This window comes from Paenibacillus phocaeensis (genome assembly GCF_900021165.1).
Classification (GTDB): Bacteria; Bacillota; Bacilli; order Paenibacillales; family Paenibacillaceae; genus Fontibacillus; species Fontibacillus phocaensis.
Map to the genome: position 1 here is coordinate 179,433 of NZ_FCOQ01000038.1, position 22,856 is coordinate 202,288.

The window sequence follows — 22,856 nt, forward strand, 5'->3', positions numbered from 1 at the left end:
CATCCCACACCCCACTAAGAAACTGACTCGCTTGACGTTGAAGCTCGATATTGAAACTGCACACTCGTCCACTCCCCATCGAGGCTCTCAATGCGCAGGCCTTCCCTGTAAAACAACAGCAGCCGTCGATGGACGTTCATCAATCCGACTCCGCGCTTCGCCCGGTACTGATGAAGATCGAGCAGTTCCGCGATTTTCTTCTCACTCATGCCGATCCCGTTGTCCCGGATCTCTACGCTGATCATCTTCTCTGCCGGATTGGAGCTGGCTAAGGAGTGCGGGGTGCCCTTGCGGATGATCAGTTGGAGCTTGCCCCCCTGCTTTCTTTGCATAATGCCATGGCGGATCGCGTTCTCCACCAATGGCTGAATCGTTAAGGGCAGTATCCGGCTCTCCAGCAGCGTCTCGTCGATGTCATACTCAACTTCCAACCGCTCATCGAACCGAGCCTTCTCGATTTCCACGTAGGATTTCACCAGCTTAAGCTCATCACGAATGCTGACAAACCGGTCATGGCTTGAGAAATCAAAGCTGCTTCTTAAATATTGACTCAAATGGTTAATCAACTGCGCCGCCCTATGGCTGTCGGTATACCCCACTGAAAGAATGGCATTCAAGGCATTAAACAAAAAATGAGGCTTGATCTGGGAGTGCAGGAAAGCCGTCTCCGCATCCAGCGCTTCGCGAACGGATCTTCTCAGCTCAAGCAGGGTTTTCACTCTTGCCTTAACCTCCAGCGTATGAAAGGGTTTGGCAATAAAGTCGTTGGCTCCGGCCGCGAAGCCGGCCGCGATATCCTGCGGCGTATTTCGCACCGTTAACATCACGACGGGCAAATCAAATAACGTATAGCGACTGCGGATTTCCCGGCAGATCTCATACCCCGATAACTGCGGCATCATAACATCCAGCAGAACCAGGTCAATATCGGGATTCTCCTCTAACAGGCGGAGGGCCTGACGGCCATGAGTCGCGGTAAGGAGGTTGTACTTCCCTCTTGGAAACAGATTCTGCAGCACTTGCAAATTCGCGGGTTCATCATCGACGGCGAGCAGCGTGAATCCTAACGGCCCAGGGGATTTCGAGTTCGCGGCTTCGGTTCTCGCGTAGTCCTGGACAAGTGCCCCCTGTCTACGGGACATCCGCATATTCGCGGATAGCTCCTTCGATTCACGGGCGCCGGGTAATGTAAATGCCATTCTCGTTCCCCGTCCCGGCGTGGACTCTTCAATAAATAGGCGACCCTTCATCATTTGGACGAGCCGGCTGGAAATGCTCAAGCCCAGGCCGACGCCGCCATATCCTTGCGCCCTTTCTCCATTTGCTTGAGTGAAGGGTTCGAAGATTCGCTGCCAGTCGAAAGGATCAATGCCAATACCGGTATCTTCAACAACCACCTTGATTTGGTCGGCGGCTTGTTCGGCTCGGATCTCGATCCTTCCACGCTCCGTATACTTGATGGCATTTTCTATTAAATTCATCAGGACCTGACTCAGACGGTTCTCATCTGCATAAATCGGTGGAAGCCCGTTCGGAATCCGGTTCATGATCTCAATCTCTTTGCCGGAAGCTAGATAGTCCAACACCTCCAGGACGATCGATACCGTTACCTTGAGGTCGACGGCGGTTAAATGCAAGGGCAAATCATTTCTTTTAATTCTCTCCATGTCCAGGATATCGCCCACCAGCGACGATAACCTTCTCGCCATCTCCTGAATCACCATCAGATTCATCCGCTGCTTGTCGCTGGCATGAACAGGATCCGGCGCCCCCTCCAGCATGGACTGAGATATATTGAGAATGCCGTTTAACGGTGTCTGTAACTCATGCGAGGTTCTTATCAGGAACTCGTCTTTTAGCCGATCCGACTCCAATAATCTCAGGGACATCAACTCAATCGTTCTATAGGCATCGGAGAAGCGAAAAGACAACATCAAAGAAATCAGGATTGCAAACAGCATCATACTGACGATGCCTAAATAATTGTTGGGCAGCTGTCCCAAAACATAGAAGGAGTTGTCGATCAGACAAATCAATAGGGAGTAAAAGGCCAGAATCAAAATAATGATGCTTTGTCTGCTAAAATTCCCGTAACTTTCTTCCTTGGAGACGGATAATTTCCAAACGACAACCAGATATACAAGGACCTGCAGCGTGCTAAAGATGAAAGTAAGGTGAGAATAAGTATAGAAAGGATAGATCAAGCCGAACAGGATGAAGGAACCGAAAAGCATAAATACGATCCTGAAAAACCATGCCGGAAATAGGCCGGAGCATATCGTTTTAATAAATAATGTAATGATAATCATGGAGCCGTAGATCGCCGCCAGTTGGAGCTTGTGGGAAAGCTCGAAAGGCAGCGTATAAAACAGCTGCGTGAACAGCCGTTCGCTTAGACTCATAAAGGAAAAACCCGCCACGATGCAATAGGCACCGAAATAAAGCAGGCTTTGATCTTGTCTCCGCTTCAAGAATACCCCCAAGTGATACAAACCGACCATTCCCAGCGCCACAACAACCACAATGTCCATGCCTGTAATCGTTCTGTCCAGGTTGCCGATCGACTTCATGCTTCCGAAATGAATATTGTTCGTGATGCCCCCGTTGATAAAATCAAAATTGGCAGCTTGAAGCGTGATCTCCGCCGTATTTCCGTGGATAGGAAAATAGAAGGTATAGGGCGCATTCTCCGGAACGTATGCCTCCCTGGTCATCGCAGGCCGGCCGCTGTGCCCCAGCTTCACGCCATCCACATATACAGCGCTGGCCATTTGCACATTGGAGATGCGTATCCCGTACATCATTGAGGAAGGATTAACTTTAATAACTAAACGATAGGTTGCTGTGCCGAAAACCGGGAAGTGCCGCTTGTTCCACTGTCCGGGAACATCCATATAACCCGTCAACTTCCCTTCCATACCGGACGAAAGAAGCTGATCCCAATAAAATTCCCATGAACCCTGCAATTTGACGGATCCGTCTTTAGTGAAATCCCACCCGGTCAAATCTATGACGCCTTGTTGTACCTTGGGGTTATGACTGCGGGAGATATTAGCTTGGCCAGTATAATAAAGAGCGAGAAAAGCAATCACTCCAACCCCAAGTAATATCATGAAGATGTTGCGATTGCGATTCTTGATCAACGTCGGCCCCTCTGCTTTCTCCCCACAACAAGGTTAAATAACGACAAAATACGACAAAGTCATTATAGCATGCTCCTTCTCTCCTCAGGTACAAAAAGAAGCGTTTTAATAAAATTTTATTTAAAGCAAAAACCCGCTCCAGGAGCGGGTTTTCGTCAAGGATCTATCCGATTATTTCCAATCTTCAATTCCGGTCTCATATTGTTCAAATGAATGCGGAGTCGAGGCTTCCATAATGTCCGAATAATTCAGGTGATTTTCCGGAACATCGGTCCACTTCGGCGCAATCTTGATATCCCAAGGTTTGCGGCCTAGCAGTTCGTTGAAGATACGCACAACTTCCAATCTCGTAATGGGCTGGTTCGGATGAAACGCCTGCTCCGTGAAGTCAGAAAGCACGCCTTGCTTCTCAGCCGCAGTAATCGCCTTCTCGGCCCAATGTCCGGCTACGTCCGAGTAATTGCTTCCCGTTGCGGCTTCCCACTTGTACAAATTCATGAGAATCTGTGCGAATTCTGCGCGGGTAATTTGGTTTTGCGGCTTGAACTTCTGATTGCCGAAACCAACCATCCATTGGTTGCTCGTTGCCATCGCAATCGCATTTGCGGCCCAGGACTCGGCACTCACATCCGAATACGTTACTTTATTGGCGCTCGCTTCGGGTTGATATAGTCGGGACAAAATCGCAGCAACTTCCGCTCTCGTTATCCCTCGGCCTGCTTTGAAAGTTCCGTCCGGATACCCTACCATATAGGCGCCATGGTCGCCTGCATCTTTAACTTCCGGCTGTGCGGAGAAACTGAATTTTACTATCGTATCTCCCACATGGATCATTCCGTCTTTAATGTAGCTGTCATCTCCAAAACGTTCTTCACGCGAGTCTTTACGGCTGTCGAATACAACGTAACCGTCTTTCTCGCCCAGGAAGTAATAATCCCCGTTCGGATAAACCATCCAGCCGTATTGACCGCTGTCCGTACTAGTTTGCGGGTTGTGGTTCTTGTTCGGCGCGAAGTCCGGCAGCTCAGGCAGCTCGACGACGGTTCCCGGCGTTCTGCCTTTGGAACGATTCAGCTGCGTATCCGCCCAATACAATTGCATATTGACACCCGAAACAGGTTGTCCAGTTACGGTGTCCAGGATCGTTCCGTAGGGATCGACCAAATCTGCCGACAATTTGGCTTTTCCTGTGTTGTCAACGACAAGCTTACCAGCGGGGCCAGCCAGCTTCTCTCCGTTAGGCGCGATTACGTTCAGCGCCAGTTTGTATTCGCCTGGCGGAACCTTCGGTAAATTAAAGCTTCCATCCGGGTTCATAACGATCGTCGGAAGATTCAATTCTTTACCGTCAGCCGATTTGATTCTTCCGGATACCTTCAATTGGTCTCCAACGAGCTTCGTAATCTTGTCCTGAACGACTTTCCCCCCGTTCGCTGGATCGGAAACGATGACGTCCGTCTTCAGGGTTGGCTGTTCTACTGCCGGTGTCGATGGTGCAGAAGGCTCCGATGTTGATGGTGTTGATGGAGTCGATGGTGTTGATGGAGTCGGCACAACAGGGGCGATCGGCGTTGCCGAAACCACATTGGAGATGCCAGGGTATTTTCCCGATCCGATATTTAAACGGAAATAGTACTTGGTGCCATTCGTTAGGCCGGTTACGGTCGCACTCGTAGAGGTCGCATCCAAAGTTTCTGCCGGGCTGACAGCCGCAAAAGTTTCTCCATCCGTCGATATCTCGACTCCAATATCACCGGTTACTGCGCCTCTCAATGGCGGGAAACTCAAGGTCACTTGACTATTCCCCGGCGCGGCCGACAACGTCGTCAACGGAGCAGGATCCGCCGCAAGAACATACACGGTAAATGTCTTCTCGCTGGTCAGTTCGCCTTTAGTAATTGTCGCCGTCAAGTTAACGTAGGTTCCTTGTTGATCTATAACCGGTCTCGTCACGGTTCCATCTGCCGCGATAATCGATGGCTGATCGGAGGACCACACCACATCGGAGTCATCATTTGGAATCAGCGAGACATCCGTTTTTACCGCGCTTTTGGTTTCACCGGAAGCATAGTCGATTTGAACTTCTGCCTCGGCTCTTTCAACTGCTTCGATGTCATTCTTATAAAGCTTAACGTTCTCTACGATACGATTGGCAATTTGCTCCACAATATCGTCAACCGATCCGCCGGAATCAATGTGAAGTCCGCCGTTTCCGAGGTCTTCAATGAAGCTTTCATCGATTTCCTTGTACGTTGCGTCAGTTACCCCGACATATTGAACATCTCTGTCACTAAACAACTGCCTTACTTCAGGTTGAACCAAAATGTCGCTAGGGTCTTCATTATTAAGGTTCACCAGATAACGGAGCGGAGCATGCGGTTCCCAAACAATTTCATTTACCGCCCGATCCAATTTCTTCTCCGAAGTCGAGAACAGCTTCATGTTATCATAAGCAAAAATGGAAATAATCTGACAGCCGTGGCTGATATGGCTGACAATAGGACCAAATTCATCCCCATAAACATTCGCGAGGACTAAATCGGTGATCAATTGCTCCCCGTTATCCCACATATTTAACGTTGTGTCCGTGGCGACGATTTTGATGCTGTGCTGTTGGGCAGATCCCTTTGAAAAAGAACTGATCAAGGAAACGCCGGAGATATCTTGCAAGTAAAAATCGCTGTCATCGTGAAGCGTTGTTACGTCAACATGATTAAGCTCATAAACCTTGACGGCTCCCGAAACGTACAAAATCGCGTAACCGCTCAGCTGATTATCCCTATCGATACGGGTATTGAATAGAAAGCCTCCGCCTTCCATACTGTGATAATTCACCTTGGATTCATCCATGTCAAAGGTGATCACCTTCTTGCCGGAAGGGCTTCCCTCCGTGAGCATGAAATCCTTGTACCCCGGCGCGGTATAACCGTAGAAGGTTAACGCCTTTCCGTTGTTGGAAATTTGAACGTGGTTATAATCGGCCGTTTCCACTTCCGGCGTGATTCCAATGTACCAGCTGTCATAACCGGAATGAACGTAATTGTACGTCGTATCCGTTACAGAAGCGGGATCCGCGCTCGCATCCATAATCGATACATATTTGGGGTTGATCCCTTCCGCTTCCAGTTTGGCTTTGATTGCGTCGTTCAGCTTGCTTTCAAAATTAACGGACTCATAAGGACTCGTTCCGTTATTGTAATAAACCTCCGCTACCGACGATAATGCGTTCGCCATGGGCATGCTCGTGATCGTTAACATGAACGCCACTGCCATTGAAATGATTTTTTTCTTCATTAGCCTCTCCCGTCTGTCATTTAGTGACCACCACATTTTGATAGATAGTTCCTATTTCGACTATCAAAATATCACACATCTCTCTCAAAAAACTCTCAAACGGGAGATTCCGGGTATCTTCTTAGCGATTAAGCTCTTTTCTTATGAGGCAAGAAAGCAATAAACAAAAGGGATACAATCGTGAAGCCCACCGACCACATAAAGGTATGATTATAAGCCGTATTCAGCGCCGCTTGGGTATGGATTTGATTCTGGCCTGTCATTTGATCGTGGATGAGATTGTTTTACCGCTGTTGAAGCAGAAGTGAACGTAAAGCCGCCAATCGTAGAGAAGGACGCTTGGACGATCTGGCTTGCAACAAAATAAGAAAAAAAGAAAAAAACAAGACCCACCAACCTGACGTTGATGGGTCTTGCTTATCATCCACTCTTTAGTTTCTGCCGCCATAGCTCTTATACTGAGCGTAAACTTGATTGGCGTATTGATCGGCCAGGATCGGACGGCCATAGGAGTCCGTGGCTCCCGGGTACCAGTTGTCCCCTCCGTTATAGTGGAGTAAGCCGTTATAGATGCTGCCGAATCTAGCAATCTTTTCATTTAAAATCATGGCACCCATGCATACCTGGTCTTGTTCACTGCTGTGATTATATGCGCGGCCATAGGTTGAGCTGAATTGAGATAAATAAGCATTACGTGTGTTGGGTTCTACCTGCATCAAACCATCCCCGGCTGACGGACTGCCTGGCAAGCCTGCTCCAAAGCTGCTTTCCTTCTTGATCACGGCACTTAGCAATAAGGCAAAATCTCCGCCTTTATTAAATTTTTTGTCCACATTCATCACATAGTTCCAGATATGGCTGGGAACTTCGCCAGGTTTCGTTACTGTAGAAGGGGAACCCGTGTAAATCTTGACGGATGACATTTTGTCATTAGCGGCATCGCCAACCCAGGAGGAACTTGAAGTATAAGTCCATTTGGTGCCTCCAAAGTTATCATTCTGATAAACTTCAACTGTCCAACCGCTCGGAACCTTAAGCGACGACATCCAGTCATTCGGAATTCCTTTGGCATTCAACTGAGACAATGTATAATTTCCAACTCCAAGGGTGACTGCTTTTCCGCCATAGTTTATATCTGCATAAAAGGTGACTCCGTTTGTAGCTGGCGGTGTGGGGGGTGTCGTTCCGCCGCCGCCTTTCTGCCATAAAGCAGGTGCATTGGACGGCTCCCAACCTACGAGGGAAGTGTGTGCTTGAAGACAGGTGTACGTGCTTCCGCTATAGGTGACCGTGTCATTTACTGCATAGGCGGTATTAGGCGCCCATGCTCCTCTTGCCGCTGCGCTCGCCGGAAGAACTGCGCTAAATGTGGACAGGATTACGGCTAAAACTACCATCAAGGCTGTGGCTTTAAAAGAGACCTTTCTACTCATCATTATTATGCCTCCTTTGAATTATTGACTGCGACTCGTCCTTAGACCAACCGCAGTTTGTAACCGCATCAAATCCCAACCCTCTCATATATTGATGAATAAAACAAAATATTACAATTTAAATGATACAGAAGCATGAAAAAAATTCCAATAGTGCCTTGGTCCTACTTTTTTTGACGTTTTTTTGAACTTTTGGATAGAGAAAAGATCGAAAAAACGAGCCCCGGTACAATACCGAAACTCGTTTCACGAAGATATCGAACAAGCGGCCTTATTTAACACTCTGATGCCTCATCCATCTGCTGGGTAAATTCATCCAGAAGCCCATGCACCTCATCAGTAGACGTGGTGCTCATCAACCGATTTCTTAATTCACTTGCCCCTCGAAACCCTTTGACATAGATCTTAAAGAAACGATGGAGCGCCTTGAACGGACGCGCCTCCAGTTGTTCGGAATACCGGTCATGAAGATCCAACTGCAATCTTAACAGATCCAGATGTTCCTCGCTGCTATGTTCTCTCGGCTCTTTCTCAAAGGCAAACGGATTCTTGAAAATCCCCCGTCCGATCATGATTCCATCCACCCCATATTGTTCAGCCAGCTTCAGGCCTGTCTGCCGGTCCGGGATGTCGCCATTTATCGTAAGCAGCGTCTGCGGCGCCACCTGATCGCGAAGCGCTTTAATTTCAGGAATCAATTCCCAGTGCGCATCCACTTGGCTCATTTCTTCCCGCGTACGCAAATGGATCGACAGATTCACAATGTCTTGCTTCAAAATATGGGTTAACCAGTCCCGCCATTCCTCAACCCGATGGAACCCCAGTCTCGTCTTGACGCTTACGGGCAATCCCCCCGCCTTTGCGGCTTGGATGATTTCAGCGGCCACCTCCGGGCGAAGTATTAAGCCGCTCCCCTTCCCGTTGATGGCCACATTAGGGACCGGGCATCCCATATTGATGTCGATCCCCTGGAATCCCATCTTCGCCATATCCATACTCATCTTGGCAAAATACTCCGGTTTATCGCCCCAGATATGGGCCACTATGGGTTGTTCGTCTTCGGTAAAGAGCAAACGCCCCCGTACGCTGTGATTCCCCTCCGGGTGACAATAGCTCTCCGTATTGGCGAACTCCGTAAAGAAGACATCCGGTCTTCCGGCTTTACTGACGACATGACGAAACACGACATGCGTCACATCTTCCATCGGGGCAAGTATAAAAAAAGGTCGTGGCAACTCACGCCAAAAATTATGGTTCATTTTCAAACTCCAATCCTCTTGTTGTACCTCATTCTATTATAATGGCTCCCTCTTGCTTAAGCATCCCCAGTTTCCGGCAGGTTCTAAGGGAGCACATTGAAGAAAGCCCCCGCGAAGATTCCGGGGGCCTGCCAACTTTCACGAATTGATCATGACAGGATGCCGTTCATGATTCATCCGTCATGCCTAAGGCTTGCAGCATCCGAATGAGCACAACCGCCGTCTGTGCCCGCGTCGTTTCGGCTTTCGGGCTTAATAAATGGGGATCGGTTCCGGTCAAGATTTGCAGCTTGACCATCAAGCGAACGTCCTCCAGACGGGCCGCATCCACGTTCCCGAGATCCTTATAGCCATCCAGACTAACCCATTCCCGGGTCATCGGCAACTTCTCATGTTCAACCACTCCCGCCAGCATGCTGGCCATTTCCTCACGAGTCAGCGCCTGGTCCGGCTTGAAACTCTCGTTAGGAACAAAGTCCAGTAAGCCAAGCTCCTTCGCTTTGGCGATCTCGTCGAAGTACCAAGCGCCAGGCTTCACATCGACATAAGGTGACGTACTGCCGGATGGTGCACCTTGGCCAAGCAAGCGAACCAGCATGGCGGCAAACTCTGCCCTTGTCACCGTTTGGTCAGGATCGTACTTAGCTCCGCCGACTCCATCTATAAGCCCCTTGGCCGCGGCAAGTTCAACGGAGGATTTCGCCCAATGCTTCTGCATATCGGTAAAGCTCATCTTATTCTCAACTACAACATAGGGGCTGTTGGAGAACGAACGGATCCACGTGTACCACACGCCTTCGATCTGTACTGACTTGGCAGGGACAAACTCGAACCGTTTCGCCGCTTCGTTGAAGCGGAAGGCCCCCCATTGCTCCGGCATGTCCACGATGTCTTTAGGCATTGGGATCACCCGAGTCAGCGCCTGGCTGAACTTCTCTGCGGTTCCAATCGATTGGCCTGTTTGGGTCCTTAGGATATCGATGTGATAATCGACCATCGCCCCCATCATCTTGCCGTTAGGCAGCCCCGTTGCAAGCGCCGATTGCATGTTCTTGTCGCCGGACTTGTCCGTCAAAGTGATTTTGAAGCTTATGTCCGCAGTGTTCAAGTTGTTCTTGACCAAGATATCCTGCAGTCCCGGAATCAAGGAGGCCAAATTTACCGGGATATGATAGCTGCCGTACGGCGCATGGATCTCAAAGAAAAATGTCGCGTTCTTCGCTTCAAAGCTCCTTAAAACGCTGGCCGGTATGCTCATATAAACCACGCCGTCCCTTGGCGTCATCGCAATCTCGACAGACGGCTTCGTAAGATCGATGGAAGCCGGGTCCATCAACACGCCGTTCCGATCAATCATCGGTACGTCAGGCGGTGATGCCGCTGGAGTTGCTGTTGTTGTAGTTGGTGGTGACGTCGTTGGTGTTGGTGTTGGTGTTGGTGTTGGTGTTGGTGTTGGTGTCGGTGTTGGTGTCGGTGTCGGTGTTGGTGTTGGCGCCGGTGTGGAATCGATCACGGTGATCGCGAGCGTGTGCGTCACCCCGCCGCTGAAAGTAAACGTTAAATTCGTTGTTCCCGTCGGCTGTTCCGCCAAATAAGACTTTTGGATCGTCACCACATTCCCCGCGACGTTATAGTCTGTTCCTTCCGTTAGCGCCACTGTGCCGTTAGCAATGCGGGTCAACGCGTTGCCGACCAGCATAATGGTTGTTGTAACCTCACGATTCGCTGCGGCTCCGGCGAATTTGTCAAAGCTTGTGCTTGTCGGATTTAGCACACGCTGATCGATTAGCGTTACCGTTCCGGACGATTGTGAAGCATCGACGGCATTCCCTACCTGGTCATACAGGGATGCACCGTCTGCCGGCAGGATTTCAAAGGTCTCATTCCCATCCGGAATACCGGTTACATCCAGGGTAATTCGAATGGTATTTTCCCCTCCGGTCAACTCTCCGTCATCCATTCTTTTGATGGAACCGATCGAAACGGCGGAAGCACTTCCTTCATTCCGCTGGAAGTTCAACCGAAAGTCGCTCGGAGTCACCGGACCTGCGCCGTTCCTCTCGGTATAGATCCCTTTACTAAACCCTAAATCTAAATAGGCATTATTCGCCCCTAAAGTGTAACCGGTAATGGTCGGGGCAACAGCATCGATCAATACGCCCGAGGTACTGTTCATGTTGTTTAACGTTGGATCCGCGTCATTTCCTACGCCATCCGTGATAGCCCCACCATCCAGTGACAGGGCTCCAACAGCGATCCCGTTTGCATCCATTTCACCTGCTTGCACCGTATAGCTGAAGAGCAACTCATCGCTCCCCGAACCGCCTGCATAGGGGGCTTTAACAGTCGTTGCTCCAATAATCAACCCCATACTCGGAGTCCCTGTAACGTCTACAGACTCACTCATGTGCACGGCAAAAGTCAAGACCTGTCCTGCAGCGTAGGTGCCAGCGGCAGGAACAGACACACTCAGCACCGTTGGCTGAACCGTATCGACGATATAGTTGTTGGATTGGGCAGGTTCAACTCCCGCATGGTTCAGGGTAATGTTATTCGTGGGGGCGTAGGTGTTGGGATGTGGGATTAAGGTTGCGGTATATTCCGTGTTGTCATCGGTAGCTAAGTCCCTCAGGTCAGCGTTTGTCGCTGACAGGTTGCTAATCGAAAGTCCCGTTACAGGTTCCGAGAATCTGACTGTCACCGTGGCAAGATCGCCACGCTTCAAACTGCTCTTCGTAAGTTCAATCGTGGCCGTTATCGAAGCGGCATAAGCTCTAGAGGTTAGGCTCCAAGGCAACAACAGTCCTAGTATCAAAAGCCCTAACCCTAACTTTCTCATTCTTCTTTGGTACAAACCGGATGACCCCTCTCTGAATCAGACTGATTTGGGATAAATTGTTCCTTGACTCGAGCAATTATGACTCGGATTTTGGATCAATTCTATCATTTAAAATTCAAAATGTCGCTATTTTAAGAAAAATAGGATGAGGGGATCCTCCGTCATTAACCGCTGGCTTCTCGTGAAATCCGCTAGACCAAAAGAGCCGCCCAAATGGACGGCTGCTCGATCCAACGCATAGGGCGGTCCACCTTTATTTTTATAGAGCTTGATGCTTGCAGTAAGTACGTACAGCAAGGAACAGAAAAACAGGAATTTCAATTATTGCTGCTGCCAATGTCACATAAGGCGACCATATACTTGCCTGACCCAGATGCAGGTAAGTAAAACCTGTCAATTGATAAAGCAAACTGTTCTGCATACCGATTCCCCCTGAGGGTAAGAGAAAGGTAAGCCAATTGGCTCCGGCTGAGTAGGTAAATATTGGGAGCAGGCACATTACAATAGCAATCAGGATAACCGAAAGGGGATCCTTGAATTGGGCTGATAGAAATAGTGTAAAACTAAGGGTTGCCAGCAAAGAAATAAGTCCTCCGATTGCCAAGGCAATTTGAAGTTGTCCTAAATTAAATGCAGGCAGGCTGATAACGGAAAACAACATCTGCATCGATGTTTTCATGCATTCTGTTCCAAATGCAAGATTTGAAATGAGCAAATGCAGCGAAATACATATGATAAACGTTGCAGTGAAAATGGTCAGCGCAGCCATTATTTTTACAGTTGCCAATCGGGAACGCCCATACTTGGTGCAGCGCAGGATACTATCCGAACCCGTTTGATATTCATTGGAAAACGTCGGGGTAGCGGCAGCGGTACATAGAATAACAAGGATAAAAATTAAAAGAACAATATAGTCAAAGGCGTCCCTTGAATACCCGGGATAAAACTGAAAGGGCGTTTTTATCTCCGTATATTTTTGCAGGGATGCTTTCTGTGCAGCAGGGTGTCCTTTTTGCTCCATCTGCATAATGTCTTTCAAGTGCTGTACGGTTTGTTCATAGAAACCGTCTAATTTGTCGGGAGAAATCTTCATTAAACTCGTTCCCTGACCCGTTTTGGGGTCAGAATAGGCTTCGGGCAGTCTGCCTAAAAGCGCTTCTACCGGAAATACTTTTTCCATGTAAAGCTTTATCGGAAATTCTCCGCTGTAAATACTGTCTTCTCCATAAGGCTGAACAGCACTTTGATAGAGGGTTAAAGCTTCTTTGAGCTTATCCGGGGTAACCACTCCGTTATTCGCAGAGCGTAGCGACTTCTTATAAGCGATCGCATCCAAACCATTTAATTCGGCGACTTTGTTGCCATTGGGGTCATATTGATTGATGTCCTCGTACATAACGGGCAGCCATGCCATGACCGCAGATATTACCAGTGCGATAAGCAATAAAATGATGGAACGACGTGATTTAAGCACGCGCTTTACTTCAAGCAAATAAATACGCATGGATTATTTTCCCTCCTCACGGGTTTCCTCTTGGGGGAACAACCATAAATATAAATCCTCCAAACGGGGAGGAGCCATTACAGAATCACTTGTTTTCGCTTCCTCTGCCAGATAGCGGATAGATACCTGATGATCCCCCTCGCTGCGTTGATTGATAATCCTCAGTTGCATTTCATACATGGGCATTTTTTCGGCAGGAACCACGCAAGTCCAAACTTTTCCCACAACTTGTTTTACCAATTCATCGGTTGTGCCTACATCAAGAATCTTTCCGGCTTTCATAATGGCATTTTGGGTAGAGATATACTCAATGTCTGACACGATATGTGTTGAAATGAGTACAATCCTCCCCTGTGAAAATTCGGAAATAAAGTTGCGAAAGCGCACCCGTTCCCCGGGGTCAAGACCCGCCGTCGGTTCGTCCATCATCAGAATTTCAGGATCATTCAGCATTGCTTGTGCAATTCCTACCCTCCGTTTCATTCCACCCGACAGCTTAACTATTTTTTTACTCTTCACATTGGAAAGGGTGAGGGTATCCAGCAAGCCATCTATCTTTTTTCTGGTTTCCCTTGCCGGAACATCTTTCAGTGCAGCAACATACTCCAAGTAATCTTTTACCGTAAAGTCTTGAAAGAAGCCAAAGTCCTGCGGTAAAAATCCAAATCGAGTTCTATAGGCTTCCCCCATCATATGAATGTCCTTGCCATCATAAGAAATGGTTCCGCTGGTTGGATTTAGAATATCCGCAATCATACGCATGAGTGTTGTCTTACCCGCTCCGTTTGCTCCAAGCAATCCCCATACGCCTGGTGTAAGGCTGAAGGAAACATCATCGACTGCGGTTTTATCCTTAAACTTTTTCTTAAGGTTTGTAATGGTCAGTTCCATGTCACTTCTCCTTTTTCTAAACTACAACGACAAACGTCCTTGTTCAGTTTTAGTGTACTGAACAAGGACGTTTTAAACTTTAATAGGAACAGGATAATTTCCTAAGAAATCCTAAGATCCAATTGAGGTTTTCCTATGATAATGCCGGCAATGCTACAGTAAATGTAATGGTATCATTTTCACTTTGAGCGGAAATTTCGCCACCGTGTAGACGGATGATTTCATCTGCGATAGACAACCCAAGTCCTGCTCCGCCGGTGTCTGATTTACGTGCATCGTCCAAACGGTTAAATTTATCAAAAATAGAGGATAGTTGAACAGACGGGATCGTTGGACCGTGATTTTCAAATGTAACCGTAGTTGTATCTTTGTCCGCTTTTGCAGAAATCATAATTTCGGTATTGGGGTAGCTATATGCAACCGCATTTTTGAGAATGTTATTAAACACTCTTGCCAGCTTTTCAGAATCGGCGTAGACTGTCAGGTTATCATCTGCGTTAAGGATAGCGGAATTCCCCTTAGCAGATAAGGCAGGATAAAATTCATCAATGAGCTGCACAAGCATATAATACAAGTCAACCTTTGATTTTGTCAGTTTAATTTGCTGCGTATTGTATCTTGTGATTTCAAAAAATTCGTTAATCAGCTTCTCCAGCCGCATAGATTTTTTCAAAGCGATTCTGATATATTTTTCTTTCTGTTCTACGGGCATATCCGGCGCTTCATCAAGTAAGCTCAAATAGCCGATTACGGAGGTAAGCGGCGTACGAATATCGTGTGCAAGATACATGACCCATTCGTTCTTTTTGTTTTCTGCTTCATTTACGGCTTGCTGGCTAAGCAGGACAGCCATTTTAATTTGGTTCATCTGTTTTTCCATATCTTTGAGCGGTTCCGACAATTCAATGGTGCTGTCGTTTGGCTGATATATGGTTTTAGTCGCATTGATGACCTCCTGTAAATATCCCCAAGGTTTTTTCCAGTAATGATGAAAGATACAGCACAGGCCAACGACCAAATATAAAAAATAGATAACCTCAATTCTAAGATGAAGCCACGGAAAAAATGTATTTGAAAATTGACTAAATCCATAGTCGAATATCATTGCCAAGATATAACCAATCAAGGTATAAAGAATTAAGGTGATGTAAAGTTTCATCCTCAATTTCTTTTCTATATCGTTTTTCTTCAAAGTTATCATCTCTATCCTTACAGGATTTTAATTGAATAACAGCCACACAGCCCTCCATCTGTTACCGCCTAAACTAAATTTTATATCCCACGCCCCATATTGTTTTTATATATTTGGCTTCGTCTGCGGTATCGCCTATTTTTTCACGCAAATGCCGGATATGTACAGTAATCGTATTGTTACTTTTATTGTAATATTCGTCCTGCCATATTTCATGGAACAACTTCTCGGAGCTTACAACAATTCCTTTGTTCTCCAACAGAATACGAAGTATAGCAAATTCCGTGGGTGTTAATGAGATCGGCTTTTCATTTAATAGACATTCATATGTTTCCGTGTTTACTTCTAATCCCCTGTAAGACCAAACTGTTCTTGTTTCTGTTTCCTGCTTAGAAGTATTGTATTTCTGATACCGACGTAACTGTGCTTTTACTCTGGCAATTAATTCAAGTGGTCGAAATGGCTTTGTCACATAATCGTCAGCCCCTAAAGTTAATCCCGTGATTTTATCTGTTTCTTCATCTTTGGCAGTCAGCATAATTATGGGAAAAGTATACTTCTCCCTAATTTTGCGACAAAGGGCAAATCCATTTTCTTCGGGCATCATAATATCCAGAATCGCAAGGTCAAGCTCTGTGGTTTCTAGGCAAGCAAGGGCTTCACTTGCAGAATAAAACTTAAATACTGTATAATTTTCATTTTGCAAATAGACTTCTATCAAATCCGCTATATCGTGTTCATCATCTACAACAAGAATGTGATCACTCATCATAGGTTCCTCCTTTCAAATAGACCCAAGGTATCCTATTATTGTATCAAAGTAGTCTTTCCTATTTATCATTTTTAGCATGAGAAATTATTAAGAATTTCCTAATATAGAATCATTTCTATACCAAATTTCAGGGTTAAAAAAAGACGCTCATTTTTGAACGTCTAAATAAGAGAAAAGCGAAAGATTGTTCAATGCTGTATAGTCGCCAATTTTTTTGTATAGTCCCTCAATTCAACCCCTCACGGGCTCACTTGGGCAAACATAAAACCAGTAAAATAATTTATTGCTCAACTACCCCAAAATCATCCACATAAACATATGCTGTACCAGGATTCTTGTAAGCATACACCGTTGCCCTGGTCGCGTCTGCTCCGGTTGTAAAAGGAATGTTTACCATTGTCCAGGTTGTGCTGTCGGAAGTTACAGATGCATCCGTTCCTTCAAAGTCCTTAACGCCAATCTGAATCTGCTCGCCTATGTCTGCCTTGACCCAAGCGGTACACACATAGCTGGTATTAGAACTTAGCCCCGTAAGGACCTGCTCGATCCCATCTTCTCCGGGTCCCAATCTAGCACTCTTAGAGCCGCTTCTTGGTACCGATACACTGGCGGCAGTTTCCGAATGTGTTGCTGCCCATGGTGAGACTACTCCTTTCTCAAAATCAGATTGCCTTACTTTATTAACATAAAGTAAGCTGACGGTTTCAAAAACCGGGTCCGGAGGTGAAGAAAAATTGTGACCGGCAGTCCAGTCCGTTCCACCGAACTCATATGCTCCAATATCCGGTGCCGCACCAACATAATCATCCGTGATTCCTGAGATTACAATCCCTGCATTAATAGCTGGAGAAGCAGACTTCAATCTGAAATCATATGCTTTCGGATTCACAAATAACGGATTGGTTTCTGACGTCATATTATTTCCCTCGATATGAGTACCAGGCAGTGTAAAGTCTGTAGTAAAGATATTGTTGAAAATTCGGTCGCCATACATATCCGACTGAAAATGACTTCCCCAATGCCCTACATTACCGTTACTGTAGGTGGTATTGTTATAAATCAGGTTAAAATTACTGGGCGTATTCAATCTTATCCCTGTATAGTTTCCCCATACAACATTATGATGCACAATATAGCCCTTGCTCCCGTTATCCAGATAGATCCCAGTACCGGAATAATTCTTTGCTAGATTATCATGGATGTAATTATGATGAATTACCGTCCCTTGCCCATCCCAGGCAAATTCATAGAGTATTCCACAGTCTTTTGTCAGCTTTCCCGCATTGTACAGATTATTATATTGTATCCGGCTGTTTTGGGTAGGCATAAAGATCAGATGACGTCCAGCGTTATACACCGTATTATGACTGATTAGATGGTTTGCCCCCAAAAGATAGATTGCCGGAATATCCGCTGCCGAATAATTGGCTTCATGAATAAGATTATTAATTACCTTATTTCCTGTTCCTTGTATACTTACCAGATTACCGGAACTGTAGGTCAAAGTACTATCTCTAAGCTCATTATGGGTACCGGACATAAATATTCCTGTACTGTATTGGCTGGTGACATCCGTATCATGACTGACATATTCCGCAATCATATTAGAAACTTTACAGTAATTAGAATCGGCCATTTTAATGCTGGAGGCAAAGATATTAATTCCGGTAATATTTATGTAAGAGCGGGAACTTAAATCAAATGCATAAATCCGCTTCTTTGCTTCTACTGTCAAAGTATTCGGATCAACTCCACCAGGTGCCCATAAGTAAAGTCTGCCGGTCGTGCTGTCATAATACCATTCTCCCGCACTGTCAAGATCTTCAAGATTACCAGTAATATAATAGCTGTTACCGCCTGTCGCTGCAGTAGCCATTTGATCAAAGGTTATTGAGCCATTACTTGAGCCGGTGATAGTACTTTTATAAGATTTGTAGCCTGTTCCCGGAACACTCCAAACCATCTTGCCAACCCAGTATCCAGGTGCCTGAGTTAAGTCCCCATCCTTGATGGTTGTAGTGGAACCGGAATCAACCGTTGCATATGTTGAATTTAAGGGATCAAGTGTTGGTGAATTGGGCCATCTGGCTTCAAATTGCATTTGCTTATTAACAAATATCTGATCCTTTGTTCCAAGGGAATCCGCCATTTCTGCATAATAGATGGATCCGGAGTAATTTTTCCACCCCGTAACCGGATCAGCACCGGATACCGTTACGTCCTCTCCTGGATAAGCCTTAAAGTTTATGGGATTTGCAGAAGTCCCGGAAGTATGAAGTGTTACTGTTTCCCGGTATGTACCGCCTCGTATGATGCAGGTATCTCCGGCTGTCAGGGTATCCGCTGCCTTTTGTAGGGTTCTCCATGGATTTGATAATGTACCCGTTCCAGTGATGTCATTCCCCGTTGTAGAAACATAATATACGGAATTTGCCTTTACAGTTTCCCCACCCAGATGAAAAGTAAATACATAAACCACCATAATTACAACTAAAAATCTAATGCCTGTTCTCTTTCTCACCACTGCTTACCTCCCGTAATGAATTTTGTTTTTTAGATAAGGATTTTACGCCAGGGCTCAAATTCACTGCCAGGTATGTTCTAATATAGGAATTTATGTATATAGGCCCTGATTATTTTATCGACTTATATCGACAAAAGGTTAATGATTCGTGAAAATTCGATCATCGAGGAAGCGGATAACGCCTCAGACTAAAATGTTAAAAAGCGGACCGCCAACTGTCAGGCGATCCGCTTCTGCTTGCTCATTAGAAATTAAATTGTTCGACGTTTTCCTTCGTAAATTCGGTCGGCGGGCGCCGACGAGCGCCACTTGGCCTTGCAGGCCTTTCTCTTGAATCGCTTGCGCCGCGCCAAGCGGAGCGACCCTCGAGTATGCCATAATTCCCTTCAAATCTCTGTTTCACTATTATCAAACATTGGTATCACTTTAGAAATCCCTAGTAAACACTCAGGTTAAAATTACTGGGTACAATCCATATCCTCTAAGAGTGAAGTAAACCATTCTAAATTTACCAAATGGTGTGAAACCGAGTTCTCTAGCATCTTTCTAAAATATAGTGGGTGTTGATGTTCACCTTCCAAGGCATTCTTTAATAATTGAATTTTCGCTTCAGTCTGCTCAATTTGAATTTTAATAAGCTTGACCATATTATCGCTTTTGTATTCCTTAGCAAATAAAAGTGCTGCATAAAAGGACAGGTTAACATACTCCGTTTTTGCGCCGTACTGGTACATCAATTTTTGAAACTCGGCTTTCCCAAGTTCTGTGATAACATAATGGTGACTTTCCCGGCTTTGTTCCGACTGAAGAACCTGCTTAATTAAATTTTTCTCTTCCAACTGCTGAAGATTATAGTAAAATGACCCCTTCGTGAAATTTACAATATATTTGTAGTGCCTTTCTTCCATTTGTGTCAGGAGCTCGTATCCATGGGATCCCGGATTTTGCATTAATAGTCCTAAAATCAGTAATGGAATCATTCTATGCCTCACTATTCGCTGATAAGTTTTTCGAAAGAAAGTTTCCCAAGCGCAAAGTCCATCTGTTTCACAAACATCAATTCATTTGGTGTATGCTTTCTTGCAATAAGTCTATCCAAAAGCTCAGCCTCGTGACTTAGTGGTGCTAAAATGTGAGTTTTTTTATCGAACGCTTCAAAATAGCGCAGACCAAAATATCTTTGAGATAATGCATTCACATGAATACCATCTGGGTTCGCTGTCAACCCCTGCGCAGACACAAAATAACAATGTTCTTGCTCAAAAGCAAATTTTTGAAGGCAATCGTTTATACGATCATACTCGACGCAGTACTGCCCAAATCCTGTTTTACCTAAAAAGTCCCCTAAGCCGCCAATGATGAAGGGGATTTCCGGAACATTAAGAATATCTCTAAGCGCTTGTACGATTACCAATAACTTGTCATAATACACTTTGTATTTGGCATCTGAACTGTCACTTTCTCCTTGATGCCACAGAATACCTGTCAAGGTGCTATGTTTCATGGCGAATTTGGCTTCGCTGATGGCATGCTGAAAAAGCTCACCGTCAACAGACCAGTCATCTAGCGAGCTTCCACCTTCGGCACATGGTATTAGGCCAATCGTACCTTCCGGATACTTTGAACACCATGCATCTGCAAATGAAGCCGCCAAACTTACGCCAGAAACAGGCCGATCATAGTTCACAGGTTCCATCATCATTTGCCATCTGCCATTGCGCAACATTTGTATCCGTTCGTTTATAATAGGGGGTACGTCGTGCAAAAAGCCTCTACCGGCCATATTGGATTGCCCTATCATCAAAAAAGATTTTATCATCGTACGCTCCATTCTAAGCAATTACACGAACTCAATAGGAACTGCTTATAACTTGAGATTTATAGTCTAATTAGACTACATGTCAATAAAAATAACTACTGGTTGTTTAAATAGTTATTTATATGTGCATTTACTTCATCCGGATTATCTTGATTTGAATTATGACCTGCATTTGATATCATATAAAATGTACAGTTTAGTTCTGAATCTGCCCATGGTTTTGCTATCTTACGTATATTTCCAGATGCGTCTTTATCACCGCACAGCAACAGAAATGGAACTTTAATTTTATATGCAGCATCCTCGTGTAAGCATTTTGTAACCTCAATTAATATCTCAATCAAAGCTTTCTTTCCAACCTTTAAAAAGCATTCTGCAACGTATTCTTTTACTTCCTGTCGTAGACCGCATGCATCTGCACTCTGTTTGACCAGTGTCTTCCATGGATAAAGCGTAAACATTGGTTTAGTAAAAGAGAGCATTAGTTTTTCTGTTCGGCTCAATTTTGCTGTATTATTCGTACAATCTATCAACACAAGACCAAGAACTTTTTCCGGATAATAGTAGGCAATATCCTGAGCAAGATTACCGCCCATGGACTGCCCGATAAACACTGCTTTATTGATTTTTTCTGCATCCATTATCTTAAGCAAATCATCCAGCAGCTGCTTCATTGAGAATTTCCCTGTATTCGGCACAGATTTCCCATGTGAACGGGCATCCCACATGAGTATATTATACTCTTTAGGCACTATTTTTACTTGTTCGTCAAACATTCTGTGGTCAACTCCCGCACCATGCAAGAAAACGACCCATTTATCCGCATTTTCTTTTATTTCTATACGATAGAAAATAGAACAACCCAAATATTCTAGCGTCTTATTTTCAAACATTATGCTTATCTCCTTTTTTCCATTCATCACGGGCTTTTTCATGAATAGAATACATCAACTGGTACCATTCCCAGAAGGTTGCTTCGGTTATAAGTAATACGGATATATGGTGGACATTGACCACTCTTGGCTTGCACTTGCACTACATATACAATGTCATCTATAAAACACCCCAAAAAATTGGGCTGAAAAACCACAACATATTGTGGTCGTACCCCATTATTACTTGTCTCGACCACATTTCGTCATCATAATTATCGTCTCAACGTGCACCGTATGCGGGAACATATCGACCGGAGTGACCTCAACTGTCCGGTACCCGCCATCCTCCAGAATACGCAGATCGCGGGCTAGAGTGGCGGGGTTGCACGATACGTACACCACGCGCTCCGGCTTCATTTCGAGGATGGTGTCCAGCAGGCGCGGGTCGCAGCCTTTGCGGGGCGGGTCGACGACGATGACATCGGCTTCGATGCCCTGTTCTTTCCAGGCCGGGATGACGTCTTCGGAAGCGCCAACCTCAAAGGTGACATGATTCATCCCATTCAATTCAGCGTTAACGCGGGCGTCTTCGATCGCCTCTTTGACAATCTCCACGCCGTACACGCGCTTGGCATGTTGCGCCAGAAACAGGGAAATGGTACCGATGCCGCAATAAGCGTCGATGACCGTCTCTTGGCCGGTCAGACCGGCGTACTCCACCGTTTTGCCGTACAGCACTTCCGTTTGCACCGGATTCACCTGGTAAAAAGATCGCGCCGAGATCGCAAACTGCACCTCGCCGATATAATCATATATCACGTCACGCCCCCACAGGACGCGCGTTTCGTCCCCGAAGATAACGTTGGTTTGCTTCGTGTTTACGTTTTGGCAGATGCTAACCACCTGCGGGATTTGCTCCCGAATGAGGCCGATCCAGGCATCGGCATGCGGAATCTCACGCCCGTTGGTGACGAGAACCAGCATCATCTCGCCCGTGCGGAACGCCTTCTTCACCACGACATGGCGCAACAAACCGCGCCCGGTCTCCTCGTTGTAGGCGGTGACGCCGAGCTGACGGCCGATCGCTTTGACGCGGGATACGACATCGTCGTTATGTTCGTGCTGAATCAGACACGTCTCCATATCGACGATGCGGTGACTGCCCCGCGCGTAGAAGCCGCCGACCAGCGCGCCGTCGGTGACGCCGATCGGCACCTGCGCCTTGTTGCGGTAGCGCCAAGGCTCGGCCATGCCGAGCGTCGGCCGCACGACGACGGCAGCCCCGTCGTCCGCGCGCCCCGCGGCGCTGGC

General features: G+C 46.2%; 15 protein-coding genes. All 15 read right to left on the reverse strand.

Translation table 11 applies throughout. The features are described from left to right. Positions 1-14 precede the first annotated feature (14 nt). Complete coding sequence (locus BN3795_RS24230) at positions 15-3,143, reverse strand: ATP-binding protein (protein ID WP_068787231.1); 3,129 nt, start codon at positions 3,141-3,143, stop codon at positions 15-17. Positions 3,144-3,314: 171 nt separating this feature from the next. Then, the gene (locus BN3795_RS24235) at positions 3,315-6,437 is read right to left on the reverse strand and encodes an S-layer homology domain-containing protein (protein WP_068787232.1); all 3,123 of its coding nucleotides are present in this window, start codon (positions 6,435-6,437) and stop codon (positions 3,315-3,317) included. A 431-nt stretch (positions 6,438-6,868) separates the two neighbouring features. Then, positions 6,869-7,873: a carbohydrate-binding protein gene (locus BN3795_RS24240; RefSeq protein WP_068787233.1), complete on the reverse strand. Its 1,005-nt coding sequence runs from the start codon at positions 7,871-7,873 to the stop codon at positions 6,869-6,871. Positions 7,874-8,145: 272 nt separating this feature from the next. Then, positions 8,146-9,129 carry a tRNA dihydrouridine synthase gene (locus tag BN3795_RS24245; RefSeq protein WP_068787263.1) on the reverse strand — a complete coding sequence of 328 codons (984 nt, stop codon included), beginning with the start codon at positions 9,127-9,129 and terminating at the stop codon, positions 8,146-8,148. A gap of 166 nt (positions 9,130-9,295) precedes the next feature. Next, entirely contained in the window at positions 9,296-11,944 is a 2,649-nt protein-coding gene (locus BN3795_RS24250) for an S-layer homology domain-containing protein (protein WP_198524826.1), read from the reverse strand. 283 nt (positions 11,945-12,227) lie between these two features. Then, entirely contained in the window at positions 12,228-13,472 is a 1,245-nt protein-coding gene (locus BN3795_RS24255; protein WP_068787235.1) for an ABC transporter permease, read from the reverse strand. Between the two features lie 3 nt (positions 13,473-13,475). Beyond that, the gene (locus tag BN3795_RS24260) at positions 13,476-14,363 is read right to left on the reverse strand and encodes an ABC transporter ATP-binding protein (RefSeq protein ID WP_068787236.1); all 888 of its coding nucleotides are present in this window, start codon (positions 14,361-14,363) and stop codon (positions 13,476-13,478) included. Between the two features lie 133 nt (positions 14,364-14,496). Beyond that, positions 14,497-15,555, reverse strand: coding sequence for a sensor histidine kinase (locus tag BN3795_RS24265; RefSeq protein WP_456319982.1), 1,059 nt, complete (start codon positions 15,553-15,555; stop codon positions 14,497-14,499). 73 nt (positions 15,556-15,628) lie between these two features. Further along, a complete protein-coding gene (gene vanR, locus BN3795_RS24270) occupies positions 15,629-16,324 on the reverse strand; it encodes a VanR-ABDEGLN family response regulator transcription factor (protein WP_068787237.1) in 696 nt (231 codons plus the stop codon). A 283-nt stretch (positions 16,325-16,607) separates the two neighbouring features. After that, positions 16,608-18,848 carry a right-handed parallel beta-helix repeat-containing protein gene (locus BN3795_RS24275; protein WP_068787238.1) on the reverse strand — a complete coding sequence of 747 codons (2,241 nt, stop codon included), beginning with the start codon at positions 18,846-18,848 and terminating at the stop codon, positions 16,608-16,610. A gap of 186 nt (positions 18,849-19,034) precedes the next feature. After that, positions 19,035-19,229, reverse strand: coding sequence for a hypothetical protein (locus BN3795_RS24280; RefSeq protein WP_068787239.1), 195 nt, complete (start codon positions 19,227-19,229; stop codon positions 19,035-19,037). 80 nt (positions 19,230-19,309) lie between these two features. Next, positions 19,310-19,831 carry a PadR family transcriptional regulator gene (locus BN3795_RS24285; protein WP_068787240.1) on the reverse strand — a complete coding sequence of 174 codons (522 nt, stop codon included), beginning with the start codon at positions 19,829-19,831 and terminating at the stop codon, positions 19,310-19,312. A gap of 11 nt (positions 19,832-19,842) precedes the next feature. Continuing rightward, positions 19,843-20,670, reverse strand: coding sequence for a sialate O-acetylesterase (locus tag BN3795_RS24290; RefSeq protein WP_068787241.1), 828 nt, complete (start codon positions 20,668-20,670; stop codon positions 19,843-19,845). Between the two features lie 95 nt (positions 20,671-20,765). Next, a complete protein-coding gene (locus BN3795_RS24295; RefSeq protein ID WP_198524827.1) occupies positions 20,766-21,563 on the reverse strand; it encodes an alpha/beta fold hydrolase in 798 nt (265 codons plus the stop codon). Positions 21,564-21,785: 222 nt separating this feature from the next. Next, a partial coding sequence (rlmD, locus tag BN3795_RS24300) for a 23S rRNA (uracil(1939)-C(5))-methyltransferase RlmD (protein WP_068787242.1) occupies positions 21,786-22,856 on the reverse strand: 1,071 nt, incomplete at its 5' end.

Bases quoted from the DNA above. Each gene is read 5' to 3' on its own strand.
- BN3795_RS24235 (WP_068787232.1), bottom strand. From the start codon at position 6,437: ATGAAGAAAAAAATCATTTCAATGGCAGTGGCGTTCATGTTAACGATC.
- BN3795_RS24240 (WP_068787233.1), bottom strand. From the start codon at position 7,873: ATGATGAGTAGAAAGGTCTCTTTTAAAGCCACAGCCTTGATGGTAGTT.
- BN3795_RS24245 (WP_068787263.1), bottom strand. From the start codon at position 9,129: ATGAACCATAATTTTTGGCGTGAGTTGCCACGACCTTTTTTTATACTT.
- BN3795_RS24255 (WP_068787235.1), bottom strand. From the start codon at position 13,472: ATGCGTATTTATTTGCTTGAAGTAAAGCGCGTGCTTAAATCACGTCGT.
- BN3795_RS24260 (WP_068787236.1), bottom strand. From the start codon at position 14,363: ATGGAACTGACCATTACAAACCTTAAGAAAAAGTTTAAGGATAAAACC.
- vanR (WP_068787237.1), bottom strand. From the start codon at position 16,324: ATGAGTGATCACATTCTTGTTGTAGATGATGAACACGATATAGCGGAT.
- BN3795_RS24280 (WP_068787239.1), bottom strand. From the start codon at position 19,229: ATGGCATACTCGAGGGTCGCTCCGCTTGGCGCGGCGCAAGCGATTCAA.
- BN3795_RS24285 (WP_068787240.1), bottom strand. From the start codon at position 19,831: ATGATTCCATTACTGATTTTAGGACTATTAATGCAAAATCCGGGATCC.
- BN3795_RS24290 (WP_068787241.1), bottom strand. From the start codon at position 20,670: ATGATAAAATCTTTTTTGATGATAGGGCAATCCAATATGGCCGGTAGA.
- BN3795_RS24295 (WP_198524827.1), bottom strand. From the start codon at position 21,563: ATGTTTGAAAATAAGACGCTAGAATATTTGGGTTGTTCTATTTTCTAT.